Origin of the sequence: Bradyrhizobium sp. NDS-1, from assembly GCF_032918005.1 — a bacterium.
Classification (GTDB): domain Bacteria; phylum Pseudomonadota; class Alphaproteobacteria; order Rhizobiales; family Xanthobacteraceae; genus Bradyrhizobium; species Bradyrhizobium tunisiense.
In genome coordinates this window covers 3,378,376-3,393,161 of sequence record NZ_CP136628.1, presented here as the reverse complement: position 1 = coordinate 3,393,161, position 14,786 = coordinate 3,378,376, and the positions used below count along the sequence as shown (strand labels likewise).

Annotated in this window: 16 protein-coding genes, 1 tRNA gene and 1 pseudogene; 5 read left to right on the top strand and 13 right to left on the bottom strand. The window is 63.3% G+C overall.

What is annotated here, in order from left to right:
* Positions 1–21 precede the first annotated feature (21 nt).
* From RX330_RS15840 to RX330_RS15830, 3 genes are all read right to left on the bottom strand, one after another.
* Positions 22–849: a 3-keto-5-aminohexanoate cleavage protein gene (locus RX330_RS15840; RefSeq protein ID WP_317243596.1), complete on the bottom strand. Its 828-nt coding sequence runs from the start codon at positions 847–849 to the stop codon at positions 22–24.
* Between the two features lie 133 nt (positions 850–982).
* Positions 983–1,150, bottom strand: coding sequence for a hypothetical protein (locus RX330_RS15835; protein ID WP_317243595.1), 168 nt, complete (start codon positions 1,148–1,150; stop codon positions 983–985).
* A complete protein-coding gene (locus RX330_RS15830; protein ID WP_212092252.1) occupies positions 1,147–1,359 on the bottom strand; it encodes a hypothetical protein in 213 nt (70 codons plus the stop codon). The genes RX330_RS15835 and RX330_RS15830 overlap by 4 nt, the downstream gene beginning before the upstream one ends.
* 367 nt (positions 1,360–1,726) lie before the next feature.
* On the opposite strand from RX330_RS15830, the gene RX330_RS15825 reads away from it, so the two are divergent.
* Positions 1,727–2,911, top strand: coding sequence for an OpgC domain-containing protein (locus RX330_RS15825; RefSeq protein ID WP_317243594.1), 1,185 nt, complete (start codon positions 1,727–1,729; stop codon positions 2,909–2,911).
* Between the two features lie 86 nt (positions 2,912–2,997).
* On the opposite strand, the gene RX330_RS15820 is transcribed toward RX330_RS15825, so the two are convergent.
* The 9 genes and pseudogenes from RX330_RS15820 to RX330_RS15780 all read right to left on the bottom strand — a co-directional run bounded on the left by RX330_RS15820 (position 2,998) and on the right by RX330_RS15780 (position 9,302).
* Positions 2,998–3,981, bottom strand: coding sequence for a zinc-dependent alcohol dehydrogenase family protein (locus RX330_RS15820; RefSeq protein WP_317243593.1), 984 nt, complete (start codon positions 3,979–3,981; stop codon positions 2,998–3,000).
* A gap of 262 nt (positions 3,982–4,243) precedes the next feature.
* Positions 4,244–4,347: pseudogene (locus tag RX330_RS15815) on the bottom strand (hypothetical protein); the annotation flags it as partial.
* Positions 4,348–4,467: 120 nt separating this feature from the next.
* Complete coding sequence (locus tag RX330_RS15810) at positions 4,468–4,773, bottom strand: hypothetical protein (RefSeq protein ID WP_317243592.1); 306 nt, start codon at positions 4,771–4,773, stop codon at positions 4,468–4,470.
* A 252-nt stretch (positions 4,774–5,025) separates the two neighbouring features.
* Entirely contained in the window at positions 5,026–5,559 is a 534-nt protein-coding gene (locus RX330_RS15805; RefSeq protein WP_317243591.1) for a hypothetical protein, read from the bottom strand.
* Between the two features lie 39 nt (positions 5,560–5,598).
* Positions 5,599–6,909 carry a pentapeptide repeat-containing protein gene (locus RX330_RS15800; RefSeq protein ID WP_317243590.1) on the bottom strand — a complete coding sequence of 437 codons (1,311 nt, stop codon included), beginning with the start codon at positions 6,907–6,909 and terminating at the stop codon, positions 5,599–5,601.
* 19 nt (positions 6,910–6,928) lie between these two features.
* On the bottom strand, positions 6,929–8,227 hold the full coding sequence (locus RX330_RS15795; RefSeq protein WP_317243589.1) for a DUF2235 domain-containing protein: 1,299 nt from the start codon (positions 8,225–8,227) through the stop codon (positions 6,929–6,931).
* A 215-nt stretch (positions 8,228–8,442) separates the two neighbouring features.
* A tRNA-Gly gene (locus RX330_RS15790) sits at positions 8,443–8,516 on the bottom strand.
* A gap of 331 nt (positions 8,517–8,847) precedes the next feature.
* Complete coding sequence (locus RX330_RS15785) at positions 8,848–9,087, bottom strand: hypothetical protein (protein ID WP_317243588.1); 240 nt, start codon at positions 9,085–9,087, stop codon at positions 8,848–8,850.
* 17 nt (positions 9,088–9,104) lie between these two features.
* The gene (locus RX330_RS15780) at positions 9,105–9,302 is read right to left on the bottom strand and encodes a hypothetical protein (RefSeq protein WP_317243587.1); all 198 of its coding nucleotides are present in this window, start codon (positions 9,300–9,302) and stop codon (positions 9,105–9,107) included.
* Positions 9,303–9,499: 197 nt separating this feature from the next.
* Here RX330_RS15780 and RX330_RS15775 point away from each other — a divergent pair, with 197 nt between their 5' ends.
* Positions 9,500–9,874, top strand: a complete 375-nt coding sequence (locus tag RX330_RS15775; RefSeq protein WP_212308581.1) for a YciI family protein — start codon at positions 9,500–9,502, stop codon at positions 9,872–9,874.
* On the opposite strand, the gene RX330_RS15770 is transcribed toward RX330_RS15775, so the two are convergent.
* Entirely contained in the window at positions 9,841–10,434 is a 594-nt protein-coding gene (locus RX330_RS15770) for a TMEM175 family protein (RefSeq protein WP_317243586.1), read from the bottom strand. The genes RX330_RS15775 and RX330_RS15770 overlap by 34 nt on opposite strands.
* 127 nt (positions 10,435–10,561) lie before the next feature.
* Here RX330_RS15770 and RX330_RS15765 point away from each other — a divergent pair, with 127 nt between their 5' ends.
* The 3 genes from RX330_RS15765 (at position 10,562) to RX330_RS15755 (ending at position 14,785) form a co-directional block, all read left to right on the top strand.
* Complete coding sequence (locus tag RX330_RS15765; RefSeq protein ID WP_317243585.1) at positions 10,562–12,619, top strand: ATP-dependent helicase; 2,058 nt, start codon at positions 10,562–10,564, stop codon at positions 12,617–12,619.
* Positions 12,620–12,676: 57 nt separating this feature from the next.
* Positions 12,677–13,657, top strand: a complete 981-nt coding sequence (locus RX330_RS15760; protein WP_317243584.1) for an NADPH:quinone oxidoreductase family protein — start codon at positions 12,677–12,679, stop codon at positions 13,655–13,657.
* Between the two features lie 96 nt (positions 13,658–13,753).
* On the top strand, positions 13,754–14,785 hold the full coding sequence (locus RX330_RS15755; protein WP_317243583.1) for an LLM class flavin-dependent oxidoreductase: 1,032 nt from the start codon (positions 13,754–13,756) through the stop codon (positions 14,783–14,785).
* Position 14,786: the final 1 nt, after the last annotated feature.

Below are 14,786 nucleotides of genomic sequence, written 5' to 3'. Positions count from 1 at the left end.
TCAGGCGCGGGATGATCGTCCTTACCGGGCGATCCCGAGCAAGGAGCGCGCCTCTGCCGCAGTCGCGACGCGCCGTCCGTGGCGGGCGACAGCCTCGCAGGCGATGCTCACGAGCTCCGCATTGCTGGCGGCGAGGCGCGTCTTGTCGACCCTGATATTGTCCTCGAGCCCGGTGCGAACCGCATCGGCGTCCCGCGCCAGCGCCCAGCCCATGACCTCGGCCTGATGACGTCCGATCCCGGCCGCGGTCCACGTCGCGTTCGGGATCAGCCGCCTCAGCTCTGCCAGAAGGATGTCAAGGACGTGTTCGTCCGCGGGCATCGCATTCTTGACGCCCATAACGAACTGCACGTGCGGACGGGCGTCGATCAGCCCCGCCTCGATCAGACGCCGAGCACCATGCAGATGCGAGAGATCGAAGATCTCGATTTCCGGACGAATGCCATTTGCCTTCATGCCGGTGGCAAGAGTCTCGACCAGAGCGGCGCTGTTCTCGTAGACGATGGTTGGAAAATTGACTGAGCCTGTGGACAGCGAGGCCATATCAGGCTTCAGATAGAGCGACGATCCACGCGCCGAGGGATCGCGCCCTCGCCCGCCGGTCGAGAACTGTACGATCATGGCGGGACAATGCTTCCTGATCCCCTCCTGCACCAGCGCGAAGCGCTCCGGGTCGGAGGACGGCGTCTCGTCGTCGTTGCGAACATGGATATGCGCAAGGGTGGCGCCAGCCTCGAAGGCCTCGTGCGTCGATTCGATCTGCTCCGCCGGCAGGATCGGCACCGCGGGGTTGTCCTTCTTGCGCGGAACAGAGCCGGTAATAGCAACAGCAACGACGACGGGGTTCATCCTGCATCCTCATGATGATCGCGCTCGAGCGCAATGTTCGAACGAACATCACATAACGCCTGAAAACCGGCCGCGGCAACCAACATCGCCCTGAGCGGCTATGAGCGCCACCCCGCGGCGCGGCCTCGCCGCATCAGGCCGTATGGCCGGGATCGACGTGCTTCGGCGTCTTGTCGCGCTGGGGCGTCATCCTGGCAGGATCCGGCGCGCCGGGGCCCCCGCGCGGACCCAGCTGCTCGCGCTGGATGTCGTCCTCGGAGCGGGATGGCTCCACGCCGTTCGGCTCACGGGGCTTGGTCATCCCGGCCTCACGCCCAGCGCGTTGTCGCCGGCCTCCCGGCCGGGCACGCTGACTTGAACTTCATGCCCCTCACGCAGCGCCAGGGATGCGGCCGCGACCGCCGACTCGAAAGCAGCTTCCTTGGTGGCATATGTGTTCTTGACGTCGCCGTCGTGCAGCACGCCCCATTCGTCCCGCACCGGCACGATGGCATATTGAGCAAGGCCCATTGTCGAACTCCTGGCTTGGCTTTCAAAAGACCGCCTGTCCGATAACGCGCCGGCGGGCTTAACGTTGCGTCAGCTGCGGATGGATCGCACTCACCTGCCACACCGTTGCCGCTGTCGTCGGCGCCCCCAAAACGTTGCTGGTCGACATCCTGGTTGCGGCAATGACTATCTCGTCGGCGAGTTGAATACAGGCCGGTCTCCACCGCGCCAAAAGATTGATATGCCTCAATAAGATCGCCGAAGCTGTTTCTAGGATTATCGTTGCTGCAAACCGGTTCGATACCAGACCTCGCGGGTAGTCGCGTACGCCCGGCAATCCAGGCCGACGTCACTCAAGCTCCCGCAATCATCACAATCGGCTTAGACAATGAGCGCCATCGCCCTGCCACCTTCGACACGGGACTTGCGCCTCGACCTGTTTCGCGGACTCGCAAATTGGGCGATGTTCCTGGGCCATATTCCCAGCACCGTGCTGGCTTGGCTGACGTTCCGGAACTATGGCTTCAGCGATGGCGCTGATCTGTTCGTGTTCATTTCAGGCTATACCTCGGCCCTTGTGTACACCAGGCACATGTCCGAGCGAGGCTTCGTTTTCGGAGCAACGCGACTCTTGAAGCGGGTCTGGCAGATCTACGCCGCGCACGTCTTGCTGTTCGTGTTCTATATCTCGTCCATCCATTTTCTCTCGCAGGAGTTCAACGCTCCCCGTTTCATCGATCAATTCAATGTTGCACCTCTTACGAATGCGCCGGTCGAAACGCTGTTGCAGGGACTGGTGCTGAGATACAAGCCGGTGAATCTCGATGTGCTGCCCCTGTATGTCGTTCTGATGGGTAGCTTTCCGCCAATCCTTTGGATGATGCTACGGCACCGAAACTGGATCATGGCAGGATCCGTCCTTCTGTATTTCGCCGCTCGACAATTTGGCTGGAATCTTCCCTCCTATCCCTCGGGCTGGTGGTATTTCAATCCTTTCACGTGGCAACTTCTCTTCGTGATCGGTGCGTGGCTGGCGCTCGGTGGAGCCGGAACGTTGAATTTCCTGGTTCGCTCCCGAGTGGTTTTCTGCGTCAGTGTGATCTATTTGCTTTTCGCGGCGGCAATGACCCTGGCGGGGATTCTGCCGGAGCTTCGGACGATATTTCCGCGCGCTCTATTCGAGATATTTAATCCGAACGACAAAACCAACTTGGCGCCCTACCGTTTCCTGCATCTGGCGCTTCTGACAATCGTCGTAACGCGACTCATACCGATCGATGCACCGGGACTGCGCGCAGCCATCTGGCAACCGTTGATCAAATGCGGCCAACAGTCGCTTGAAGTGTTTTGCGTTGGAATCTACCTGTCATTCATCGCATATTTTATACTGCAAGCGACTTCCGACAATGTTCCTTCTCAGCTCCTCGTTGGAGCTGGTGGCCTGTCGGTCATGACCGCGGTTGCCTATTACAGATCATGGTCAAAGCGAGCGGATAAGACCGTCCACGCCAACGTGCATAGTCAAACCGGGAAAGACGGCCACAAGCCCGTCAGCGAACTCGCAATTCGTTGAGGTAGCACGGCCGTCTGAGGCCGGTCGCTGAAACTGCTGCCAATCGACAGCTGTCTAGATCAGACGATGAAGCCGCAACGATACAGTCACGAACGGAGCACCGCAGCGCCAACGAGCTTACCCTCCCTAAGGTGAGCGAGTGCTTCGTTCGCCTGCGTCAGCGGGAATACTGTTGTCTGTATCCGAATGTTGGCTTTAGCAGCAGCTGCGAGGAAATCGATTCCGTCGCGCCGCGTCAGATTGGCTACCGACATAATCTGTCGCTCCCCCCAGAGAATATCGTACGGGAATGCGGGAATGTCGGACATATGAATGCTGGCGCAGACGACCCGGCCGCCCTTTCGCACCGCGCGCAGGGCAAGAGGCACCAGCGCGCCAACAGGTGCGTAGATGATTGCGGCGTCGAGCTCGGCCGGTGGCCGATCCTCCGAAGCGCCAGCCCAATTCGCACCGAGAGAAAGCGCAAACTGCTGCGCGTCCCGATCGTCGGCACGTGTGAAGGCATAGACGGTCCGCCCCTGATCTCGAGCAACCTGCGCTACGATATGGCCCGCCGCGCCAAAACCATAGATGCCCAACGCTTTGCCCTCGCCCGCCATGATCAGGGATCTCCAACCGATCAGACCGGCGCAGAGCAGCGGGGCGACGGCTACGTCATCGCCGTCCTCGCCAAGTGGAAAGCAATACCTTGCATCGGCCACCAGATGGCTCGCAAAGCCACCATCACGCGTGTAGCCGGTGAATTGGGGCCGATCGCAGAGATTTTCCTTGCCGGTGCGGCAGTAAAGGCACTCTCCGCAGGTGTAACCAAGCCAAGGTACGCCGACGCGCGTGCCCAAGGCCAGATTCTCGACATCCTCGCCCAGTGCATCAACGCGGCCGACGACCTCATGACCCGGAACGATCGGATAAGGAATGTCGGGCAGCTCACCGTCAACGACGTGCAGATCGGTTCGACAAACTCCGCAAGCGCTGACTTTGATACGAACCTCGCCTCGTCCGGGAACGGGATCCGGTCGCTCTTGAAATGAAAGCGGCTTTCCTCGCGCAGTCAGGATCATCGCATGCATCTGAGAAGCCCTCCATCACGCACCCCAACCGGGATCAAAGCAAGACGGCGCGGCCGTCACTCGATGTCGGTCACCGCCTCGCGAACCCTTCTCGGCGGCTGCAGCAATGCGATTGACCGTATCGGAACGCATGGGTGAACTCCTGGCGCCTCTATAGGCTATCAACGACGCGCGGAGGCGGTTTGAGCTGCCTCAAGCATGGCTGCGCGCGGGCCCCTACTCTGGCACGCCCCAAGTGCAGGCCTTGCGCCACGGTGGGCGTCAGCCAGGCGGAAAAATCGCCCGCATGATCTCGGCGCTTGCGGCATAGGCGATGTCGGTCAGCGGCGCCCCGACACAGCACGCGATCGGGATCGGCACCAGCATCGGATGAATGGGATGACCTGCGATCTGCGCGGTGGTGCGCCCGCGCACGTCTTCCTGCACGGGCCTGGTGTGACTTTCGGCCCTGCCCGACCGGCCAACTCGTGCGCCGTGTGATGGTTCCTAGCGGCGCGTCAGGCCCAGCCTCTGGCGAACCTCGTCGTCCTCGATCGCCCGACCGAGGCGCGCATCCTTGCCGTCTTCGAAATCTTCCGCGAACGTTTCGAGCGCGCGAAACGCGTCCCCGGCGCTCGGTGCCGTCTCAATGTGAGCAATCGACTGACCGTTGACCGTGAGATCGGCCTCGCCCCAAGGCGTGGTGTCGATCGCGAGGCGATCGCCGCCGGCATTTGCAGTGAAGTGCTGGACGGTGGACTTCGACGTCGGCAAGGAGAGATCCGGCGTCCAATCGATCGGCTTGTCGGTCATGTCGTGTGTACCCCGAAGTCAGGGCCGACGAATAGACCATCCGCCACGCGAGACATTGACCTGGATCAGGCCCGGCGGCCGGGCCGTCCTTGTTCTTGCGGGCCTGGGTGGGCATCGGACACCAGCCCCACGGCGGCTTTGCAATTCGCCACGATCAGGTCGCGATACAGCACACAGTCAACTGAGTTTCACCGTAACCCGGTTGCGAATTGCATGGGAGCGTGGCCCGCAGGGCAACGTCTCGAAGGAACATCAGGCCGCACTCAGCAGCAGCGCACAAAAGCCGAGGACAACGGTCTGAGCCGCGGACGCTCCGAAGGTCACGATCTTGATGGTCGTCGCCAGACGCATCAGGTTGAATTTGGTGTCGCTCACGTCGTGGCGCAGGAGGACGTGCGCGATCATGGCGTCTTCCACGAGATCGCTGATGATATAGGCGGTCGGCACGATGCTTACCGCGACGCAATACCACCTATCGGCCGGGTCAGGCCATGTCAGCGCCGAAACGAGCCATAGCGAGCCAGCGACGAAAAACCCTCCGACAAGAAAAATGTAGACGACATCCAGAGGCATGATGCACTGGGCATAGGGCCTGCGGAAGGGACCATTGGCGGGCGACCGCAGCCACTGCTCGAGCGATCTTGGAGTGAGCGCCTCGCCGGTCGATGGAATCGGTCCTGGGCGTTCGAGGAAGCGAGCGCCCACATCGGCGCCAAACCGGCTCGAAATCATGGCCACGATGAACGGCCAGATGATGGCCGCCGCGGCGAACGTGATTGCGTACATCTTTCCTCCCGAAATTCGCTTAGATGACCGATACCTCTCTCAGCGGCGCGGCCGGTTCAGGGCTTTCGACGTCTGGGCATTTGGCTGGCAATCACCACGCCGAACTCCGCACATCTCGACGCGCCTGAACTCGCCGGAAAAATACGGCTCCAGGCCGAGCGGCTGGGCGGCGTTGATGGTGGCGTCATCATCCCCAAACCGACCGACGCAGACTCGTCGGAGCATGTCGCTCGTCAGACCCTTGGCGCCCCTGAAATTCGCCCGGCTGACCGTGGCACCGCACAGATTGGCGCCGGTCAGATCCGCGCCCCTGAAATCGACGCCTCCCAGGGATGCGTTTTCGAAGTTGACGCCGCGAAGATCGGCATAGCGCAAATCGGTGATGAAGCAGCGATAGGTCTGCCAGATGGCCAATTCAGGAAGTGGGTTCTTTCTTTCCGCTCCCTTCTTCTGAGCCGGATCGGTTTCATCGAAGCCGATGCTCTCGGCGGTGAACGGCGTCTTCACAAGTTGCTTCCGCCTTTCAGATTCCTTCCACAACCATCCCGAACTGGCCGGCGAGCCTGGAACATCCCAGTCGGCCAGACTTGCGCCACCGAGATCAGCGCCAAAAAGATTGGCGTATCGTAAGCTGACCCGACGCAGCTGGGCTTGCGTCATCACCGAACAAGAAAGGTCGAGCCCGCTGAGATCGAAATTGTCCAATCCGAGATTGGCCAGATTCAAGCGCCTGTCACCGGCACACAACCTGCCGGTGGGGGAACTGCGGACCCTGGATAGTACAGCACCGCCGAGTTGCTGGATGGCGGCCTGAGCAGCGGGCGGTGGCTCCTCGCGGCGCTCGACGACCGGCCTTGGCCGGGTCGGATCCTCCGCGTAGCAAGTCCCGGATTCCCGCATCCGGTTGGCCTTCGTTCCATCGACGACGACGCTTTCCAGAATTGTAATAGCCTGCTGCCCGAAAGCGCCAGGATTCTCCGAGACGAGGCCGGTGATCCGCTGCGCCGCCACTTGTGCATAGGGTTTATCCGGGGCGTCAACCAGGCTGCGGGTCGCCTCGGCAAATTGCTGGCTTCGCTCGTGATCCAGACGAAGCCTGTAATCCGCGTTCCACTGGCTGCTCGTCAACCAGAGTTGGACGGCGCCGGCAATGAAGGTCGCGACGAGTCCGAGCCCGGTCAGGACCTGATAGTTCGTCTGGCGCAGGCGATCCTGAACCTCCAACTGCTTGATCTGATCGGCATCGAAATGAAGCAGGACCTGCGCGCGCGGCGCAGCCCACCAGAACCAGAAAAATGCCCCGAGCACGAAAATCGCAATGAAGACCAGCGGCACGATCAAGTAAAACATGGCTAAGCTCCGCGCGCGGTTACCCGACTCTTTTCAGCCCCTGCCCCATCAACACCGTCGCCAGCAGGGGCGGTGTCGACATGGCATTCCAGTCCACGACGGCAACATCACCGTTCAGTTGAACCAGTTGCTGGAGGGTCGACACGAGGTTGCGCGGGGCGTATGTCGCGTCAACACCGCCAATCCTGATGGGTAGACCCAGACGCTCGATGGCGCTGATGTGGATAGCCTCTCCGATGGGCTTGGCGTGCCGGTCGAAGCAGACGTTTCGTTCGAACGGTCTCGGCGCCACGGGTACGGGCAGATTTCCGATCGACCGGTAGACATACGGCGTGAATCGATACAGCCCCTGACGAGGTTCGTGCTGGGGCGCCGTGATACAATCAGGACCGAGTGCCGGCGGCGGATCCAATGGGAAGTCGTCGCCGGCAATCTGGCGAACGCGCTTGATCATCCAATTCAGGGTGATGTCTTCGAGTTGATGCGGCCCGGATCGCATATATCCGCCGCCGACGTCGGCATGGGCCCCCGCGAACCAGACCTGCTCCACGTTTGCCGGCCGTGCGGTGAAGGGCAATCGCCGCCAGAGGGTGGCTTCGAAAGCCTCCCGATGTTCGTCGATCGCCAGCGCCTGAAGGCTGTGCTCGCAGATCTCCGACAGACCGACGTCATGGAAGCCGTACAGGTCGCGATTTTCCTTCCAGAACGCGTTCAGCGGTATCCCCAGGGCACCCACGGTGTCGAACAAGCCGAGCAACTTGACTGGAACGCTGTTCGGACCTGACGAAATCTTCCCGAGGAGCATCCCGTCACAGGGGAGTCGGGTGGCCGGATGCGTGCGGTAATGCGCCCACAGCCGCGACAAGGCCTTGGCGTCGAATTTATTTCGATAAACCAGACCGACGGCTGCCAGACAGCCCACAAGCGACCGGGCGGTGTATGAGCCGCGCGAGAAGCCGAAGATGAAGATCTCGTCTCCCCGGTCGTAGTGCTGGACCAGAAAAGTGTAGGCACGGCGAACGTTTTCCGACAGGCCTGCTCCAAGCGCACCGCCGCTGAACCGGTCCAGAAAACCGCTGGTTCCAACCCCTCGCTCGTAGAGGATGACGTTTTCCCGGCCGCCCGGCTTGCCTCCCTTCAGGACGAACGTCTGCTGAGGTACGGAAGCGGAGCTGGTGACGTCGCTCGTGGCGCGCACATGCGCGTTGGAGAGATGCTCTGCGATTTTCTGCCTGAGGCGAACGATGTTGGTGTCGGCCCCATCATCATCGGCGTCGTTCCACGTGCCATCCAGCAACAAGATGATGCGCTTCGCCACTCCAGCCCCCGGCCTCACGGCACGCCCGGCAGAACTCGATCAATCTAGCGAGATCGTGCCGCCCGCCTGCAACTTGAGGATGCTACACTTGCTCCGAGGATGTCCAGGGGTTCGCCGTCAGCGCACAGCGAGCGCCGACGACCACTCGAAACGCGTCAGGTGCAGGGGATCGAGCGATATGCTCAGGTGCCGGACAATTCTGGCGCGGCACGTGTTGGAGCGGGTGAAGGGAATCGAACCCTCGTATTCAGCTTGGAAGGCTGCTGCTCTACCATTGAGCTACACCCGCATGAGGGGCTCCCTAACACGGCCGGGCGGCGGTCTCAACTGCCCAGGAGGTCGCTTTGCAACGTCTTGCGCCCCGTGCGGGCGCCCTGGTTCCTTCCCGACCCGGCGCCCCTTAACAGCGCCAGGAATGCCGCCTATATTGAGATCTTCCGAAACCAACGAAAGGAGGTGATCCAGTGTCTCTTACCAAGCGCTGTCACCTCGCTGGGATCGCCCGCTGAGCTCCGACTAAAGGGCTTGGCATCGGGGCGCTCTCAGCCCTGGACCAGCGAGCAAGAAATCGGGCGCGACGGGGCCTCCCCGCCGCGCCTTTTCTTTCGAATTTGCTCTTTTCAGATTTGACTTGTGGATCGCGGCCGCTCACCGGTCCAGCCCGCGCGAATCCGCTCGCGCAGCGCAACGGCTGCGATGAGCATGCCGACGCACCAGGCCACGACCGCGCGGTGGGGCTCCGCGCCGAGCAGCACCGTGAAGAGGCTCGTCAGCAGGCACGGCGCGATGACCTTCCCCGTCCGGCTCATGAGTGCAAGCAGGAACGGCATCGCCGCGATCGATATTTGCAGGACGTCCATATCGGGGACGTAGGACTTCAGAAGCCGAAGATGCCGAACACGCGCGGGCGTTTGCCGCGCCGGCTCTCCACGATCCGCTCGCCGCCGTTCTCGGCCGAGCTGCCGTAATAGCGGTGATGGCCGGCCTGGTCGTGCAGGTCGGCAGGCTCCGATAGTCCGGCCCGACGCGCATCGCAGATGATCTTGCAAGCATTTCTGGTGTTGTGACCCGACATTGCCGCCTCCAGCAAAAATCTTGTTGTTGTGGTCATCAGTCGCGACCGGTTCCGGCGGCGTTCACACGGCAACGCCGCAATCGGGTTTCAGGACGGTTTCGTCGCTTGCGGGCTACGCAATATTTTGCTTCGGAATTGTCGGCACCGCCGTCGGTGCGACGTCCTTGGGACCCGTGCAGAAAAACAACGAGGTGACGATGCTTTACGCCATCCTGGCCTATCACGTGGAAGACGAGGTCATGTCCTGGACGCCCGAGCAGGACGCCGCGGTGGTGGCCAAAGTCATCGAGGTTCAGGCCCCCTTGCGGGCCAGCGGCCAGTTTGGGCCGGCCGCCCGCCTGGATGAGACCCGAAAGGCCCGCACCCTGCGGGGCCCCGGCGCCGGCATGGTGCTGGACGGCCCGTTTGCCGAGACCAAGGAGCAGCTTCTGGGCTTTCACCTGATGGAATGCGCCACCGAGGAAGAGGCGATCGCGGCGGCGCGGAAGCTGCGGGCGGTCAATCCGACCGCGGTCTACGAAATCCGCCCGGTCAAGCTTTACGTGCCTGCCGATGGGTTCGGCGCGACATAGAAGCGCTGGATCAGCAGCCCGCCAAAGGCGATGAACCACACGTAAGGCGCGATATGCGGCGCAAACGCCGCAACGATCGTGCCGGGGATGAACACCAACAGCGGAAACATAGAGGCGACGATCTCGCGGCCCCACCCCCGCAGGATGGTCCACCACAGCCAGACATTGAGTCCGGCGATCGCGGTCAGATGCAGGCCGTAGAGCACCGCGACCGCGCTGCTCATGGCGAAATTGGTGTAGAGGCCGTTGGTCACCGGCAGCAGCACGATCGAGAGCAGGAAGAACAGGTTGAGGACCACCACGCCGCGGCTGCCGACGGGCTGGCGGGCCAGCCGGCGGTGATGGCTGATCCAGAACACCCCGGCGATGATGAAGCTGAGCGCGAAGCCGGCGAGCTTGCCCGAATAGACATGGGCGAGGTCGCCCCAGCCGGGCGCACTGGTGAACCCCGCGGCCTTGGGCAGGTCATACGCCAGAAGCGTCATGGCGACACCAAAAATGGTGTTGCTGAGCGATTCCAGCCGTCGCATCTCGAACAGGTCGGGCTTGAGCTCGGTCATGCCGGGGGCGCTTTTCGAAACTGGAACCTTGGGCCGTCCTCCCCCTAAATCCTAAAGCCGGTTTCGTCCAGCCGCATTGCGATTCGCGGTGGGATCGCCGACTCTCGCCCTTTCACTGGGGCGATTCGTGGCAGCATATCTGGACACGCTCAATGCGGAGCAGCGCCGCGCCGTGGAGCATGGCGTGGCCGAGGGTGCGACCGTGGGCGCTCCCCTGCTCGTCATTGCAGGAGCAGGCTCCGGCAAGACCAACACGCTGGCGCACCGCGTCGCACATCTGATCGTGGCGGGCGCCGATCCGCGCCGCATCCTGTTGATGACCTTCTCCCGCCGCGCGGCGGCAGAGATGGCCGGCCGGGTCGAGCGCATCGCCCGCAAGGTGCTGGGCGAGAACAACGCCGCGATCATGCGCGATGCGCTCAGCTGGGCCGGCACCTTCCACGGCATCGGCGCGCGTCTGTTGCGCGAATATGCCGAACGGATCGGCCTCGACCCCGCCTTCACCATCCACGACCGCGAGGATTCCGCCGACCTGATGAACCTGGTCCGGCACGAGCGCGGCCTGTCGAAGACCGAGAGCCGCTTTCCGGCCAAGGGCACCTGCCTGTCGATCTACTCGCGCTGCGTCAACGCCGAGATGGAGATCGAGAAGGTGCTGGGGCAGCACTATCCCTGGTGCGCAGGCTGGGCGTCCGAGCTGAAGGGCCTGTTCGCGGCTTACGTCGAGGCCAAGCAGGCCCAGCACGTGCTCGACTACGACGATTTGCTGCTCTACTGGTCGCAGATGATGGGCGATGCGCTGATCGCGGAGGAGATCGGCGGCCGCTTCGATCACGTGCTGGTCGATGAATATCAGGACACCAACCGCCTGCAATCCTCGATCCTGCTGGCGCTGAAGCCGGACGGCCGCGGCCTGACCGTGGTCGGCGACGACGCCCAGTCGATCTATTCGTTCCGCGCCGCCACGGTGCGCAACATCCTGGACTTTCCCCAGAGCTTCTCGCCGCGCGCCGAGATCATCACGCTCGATCGCAATTACCGCTCGACCCAAGCCGTGCTGGCTGCCGCCAACGGCGTCATCGGCCTTGCGCGCGAGCGCTTCACAAAAAACCTCTGGACCGACCGCAGCTCCGGGCAGAAGCCGCAGCTCGTCACCGTGCACGACGAGGCCGACCAGGCCCGCTACATCGTCGAGGAGGTGCTGGCGAACCGCGAGCAAGGCGCACTGCTAAAGCACCAGGCGGTGCTGTTCCGGACGTCCTCGCATTCCGGCCCGCTCGAAATCGAGCTGACCCGCCGCAACATCCCCTTCGTCAAGTTCGGCGGGCTGAAATTCCTCGACGCCGCGCATGTCAAGGACGTGCTGGCGCTGCTGCGCTTCGTCGAGAACCCGCGCGACCGCGTCGCCGGTTTCCGCATCCTGCATCTGTTGCCGGGCATCGGCCCCGCCACCGCGCAGCGGGTGCTCGACCAGATGGCGGAAAGCACCGATCCGCTCGCCGCGCTCGGCCAGATCCCGGCGCCGGCACGCACCGGCGCTGACTGGACCGACTTCGTGCGCACGACCCAGAACCTGCGCTATTCGGAATGGCCTGCCGATCTCGAACGCGTGCGGCTGTGGTACGAGCCGCATCTCGACCGCATGCACGAGGATTCCGAGACGCGCCGCGCCGACCTGATGCAGCTCGAGCAGATCGCGAGCGGCTATTCATCCCGCGAAAAATTCCTGACCGAGCTCACGCTCGACCCGCCGGATGCGACCAGCGACAAGTCGGGCCCGCCCTTGCGCGACGAGGACTATCTGATCCTTTCCACCATCCATTCGGCCAAGGGCCAGGAGTGGAAGTCGGTGTTCGTGCTCAACGTCGTCGACGGCTGCATGCCCTCCGATCTCGGCGCCGGCACCTCGGCCGAGCTCGAGGAGGAGCGCCGCCTGCTCTATGTCGCGATGACCCGCGCCAAGGACGATTTGCACCTCGTCGTTCCCCAGCGCTTCTTCACCCACGGCCAGGCCGCCAGAGGCGACCGCCACGTCTACGCCTCGCGCACCCGCTTCATCCCGGAGCCGCTGGTCTACCTGTTCGAGCGCACCGCCTGGCCGAAGGCCGCAACGGGTGCGGCCCGCACCGCGGCGCAAGGGCCGAAGATCGACATCGGCGCGCGGATGCGCGGGATGTGGCGATAGACGCAAGAGGCTGGTTTCGGGACCTGTCAGGATAAGCGGAACAGCCGAGGTCCCGATATGAAAGCCGTCGTCGTCGAGCAATACGCAACCATCGATCAGATCGACCTGAAGAACATCCCGCCCCCCTCGATGGCGCCGGGGCAATTGCGCATCCGCGTGGAAGCCGCCGGCATCGGCTTTGTCGACGGCTTGAAGATCGAGGGACGTTATCAGACCAAGGATCCACTCCCCTTCATTCCCGGAACGGAGTTCGCTGGCGTCGTGACGGAAGCTCCCGGCGCGCCCGGCGGCTATCAACCCGGCATGCGCGTGATGGGCATGACGCGGTCGGGCGCGCTCGCCGAAGAGATCGTCGTCAAGCCCGAAGCACTCTATCCGCTGCCCGACGGCGTCGCGGCCGAGGTCGCCGCCTCGTTTCGCGCCAACTATTTGACCGCGCTCTATGCGCTGAGCGGCCGTGCCATGCTGGTCGCAGGCGAGCAGCTCCTGGTGCTGGGTGCGGCGGGCGGAACGGGAATCGCGGCCGTCCAGATCGGCAAGCTGCTCGGCGCGCGTGTGATCGCGGCGGCATCGACGGCGGAGAAGCGCGAATTCACGCAGGTGCACGGCGCCGACGCGGTGATCGATTATACGCAGTCCGACTGGCGCGACAGTTTCAAGGAGTTGACGGGCGGACATGGGGCCGACGTGATCTTCGATCCGGTCGGCGGCGAGATCTCGGTGCAGGCATTTCGATCGATCGCCTGGCGCGGTCGCCATCTCGTGGTCGGGTTTGCCGCCGGCGCGATTCCCGCGCTGCCGTTCAACCTGCCGCTGCTGAAAGGCGGCGCCCTGCTCGGCGTCGACCTCGCGCAGATCCCGCTGCGCGAGCCCGAGCTGCAGAAGCGCCTGATGGCGCAGTTGACGGGCTGGCTCGCCGACGGCCAGCTGAAGCCTGTGGTCGGCCGCGTTTTCGCGCTGGAAGATTTTCGCGAGGCGTTCAGGACCATGCAGACGCGCGGCGCGCTCGGCAAGATGGTGGTGCGGATCGCGCGATAGAACGCACAAACGGAAACCGAGCATTTCCGAAAGCCGGCTTGTGGCACCGCGGCCATTCATTAGGTGTGATCGATCCTCCCCGCAGAGACCTGATCAATGACCGCACCGCTTCAATTCGGCCTCGACACCTTTGGCGACGTCACCAAGGACGCTTCAGGCGCCTTGCTCCCCCACGCCCAGGTCATCCGCAACGTCGTCGACGAAGCCGTGCTGGCCGACGAGCTCGGCCTCGACTTCATCGGCCTCGGCGAGCATCATCGCGCCGATTTCGCGATCTCCTCGCCGGAGACCGTGCTCGCTGCGATCGCAACGCGCACCAAGCGCATCCGTCTCGGCTCGGCCGTGACGGTGCTGTCCTCGGACGATCCGATCCGCGTGTTCCAGCGCTTTGCCACGCTCGATGCGCTGTCGAACGGCCGCGCCGAGGTCATCCTCGGCCGCGGCTCGTTCACCGAATCCTTCCCGCTGTTCGGCTTCGACCTGCGCAAATACGAAGAGCTGTTCGAGGAGAAGCTCGACCTGTTCGCCGCACTGTTGTCGCAGCAGCCGGTGAACTGGGACGGCAAGCTGCGTCCACCGCTGCGGGACCAGCTGGTCTATCCGCCGGTCGAGAACGGCCGGCTGAAAACCTGGATCGGCGTCGGCGGCAGCCCGCAATCGGTGGTGCGCGCCGCGCATTACGACCTGCCTTTGATGCTCGCGATCATCGGCGGCGATCCCGCGCGCTTTGCACCCTTCGTGGACCTCCACCATCGCGCCGCCAAGGAATTCGGCCGCCCCGCGCAGCCGATCGGCGTGCACTCGCCCGGCTACGTCGCCGAGACGGATGAGGAGGCCCGCGAAGAGCTGTGGCCCGACTACAAGGCCATGCGCGACCGCATCGGCAAGGAGCGCGGCTGGCCGCCGATGGGGCGCGACGAATTCGTCGGCGAGGCCGAGCACGGTTCGCTCTATGCCGGCTCGCCGGAGACGGTCGCGCGCAAGATCGCCAGGACCGCGAAGGCGCTCGGCATTTCGCGGTTTCAGTTGAAATATTCGGCGGGTCCCTTGCCACACGAGAAACTGATGCGGAGCATCGAGCTTTATGGGCGGAAGGTGGTGCCGATGGTCAGGGAGATGATGGGGTAGC

Excerpts from the sequence above, each read along its gene's own strand:
- RX330_RS15840 (WP_317243596.1), bottom strand. The coding sequence starts at position 849 with ATGAACCCCGTCGTCGTTGCTGTTGCTATTACCGGCTCTGTTCCGCGC.
- RX330_RS15835 (WP_317243595.1), bottom strand. The coding sequence starts at position 1,150 with ATGACCAAGCCCCGTGAGCCGAACGGCGTGGAGCCATCCCGCTCCGAG.
- RX330_RS15830 (WP_212092252.1), bottom strand. The coding sequence starts at position 1,359 with ATGGGCCTTGCTCAATATGCCATCGTGCCGGTGCGGGACGAATGGGGC.
- RX330_RS15825 (WP_317243594.1), top strand. The coding sequence starts at position 1,727 with ATGAGCGCCATCGCCCTGCCACCTTCGACACGGGACTTGCGCCTCGAC.
- RX330_RS15820 (WP_317243593.1), bottom strand. The coding sequence starts at position 3,981 with ATGCATGCGATGATCCTGACTGCGCGAGGAAAGCCGCTTTCATTTCAA.
- RX330_RS15810 (WP_317243592.1), bottom strand. The coding sequence starts at position 4,773 with ATGACCGACAAGCCGATCGATTGGACGCCGGATCTCTCCTTGCCGACG.
- RX330_RS15805 (WP_317243591.1), bottom strand. The coding sequence starts at position 5,559 with ATGTACGCAATCACGTTCGCCGCGGCGGCCATCATCTGGCCGTTCATC.
- RX330_RS15800 (WP_317243590.1), bottom strand. The coding sequence starts at position 6,909 with ATGTTTTACTTGATCGTGCCGCTGGTCTTCATTGCGATTTTCGTGCTC.
- RX330_RS15785 (WP_317243588.1), bottom strand. The coding sequence starts at position 9,087 with ATGGACGTCCTGCAAATATCGATCGCGGCGATGCCGTTCCTGCTTGCA.
- RX330_RS15780 (WP_317243587.1), bottom strand. The coding sequence starts at position 9,302 with ATGTCGGGTCACAACACCAGAAATGCTTGCAAGATCATCTGCGATGCG.
- RX330_RS15775 (WP_212308581.1), top strand. The coding sequence starts at position 9,500 with ATGCTTTACGCCATCCTGGCCTATCACGTGGAAGACGAGGTCATGTCC.
- RX330_RS15770 (WP_317243586.1), bottom strand. The coding sequence starts at position 10,434 with ATGACCGAGCTCAAGCCCGACCTGTTCGAGATGCGACGGCTGGAATCG.
- RX330_RS15760 (WP_317243584.1), top strand. The coding sequence starts at position 12,677 with ATGAAAGCCGTCGTCGTCGAGCAATACGCAACCATCGATCAGATCGAC.
- RX330_RS15755 (WP_317243583.1), top strand. The coding sequence starts at position 13,754 with ATGACCGCACCGCTTCAATTCGGCCTCGACACCTTTGGCGACGTCACC.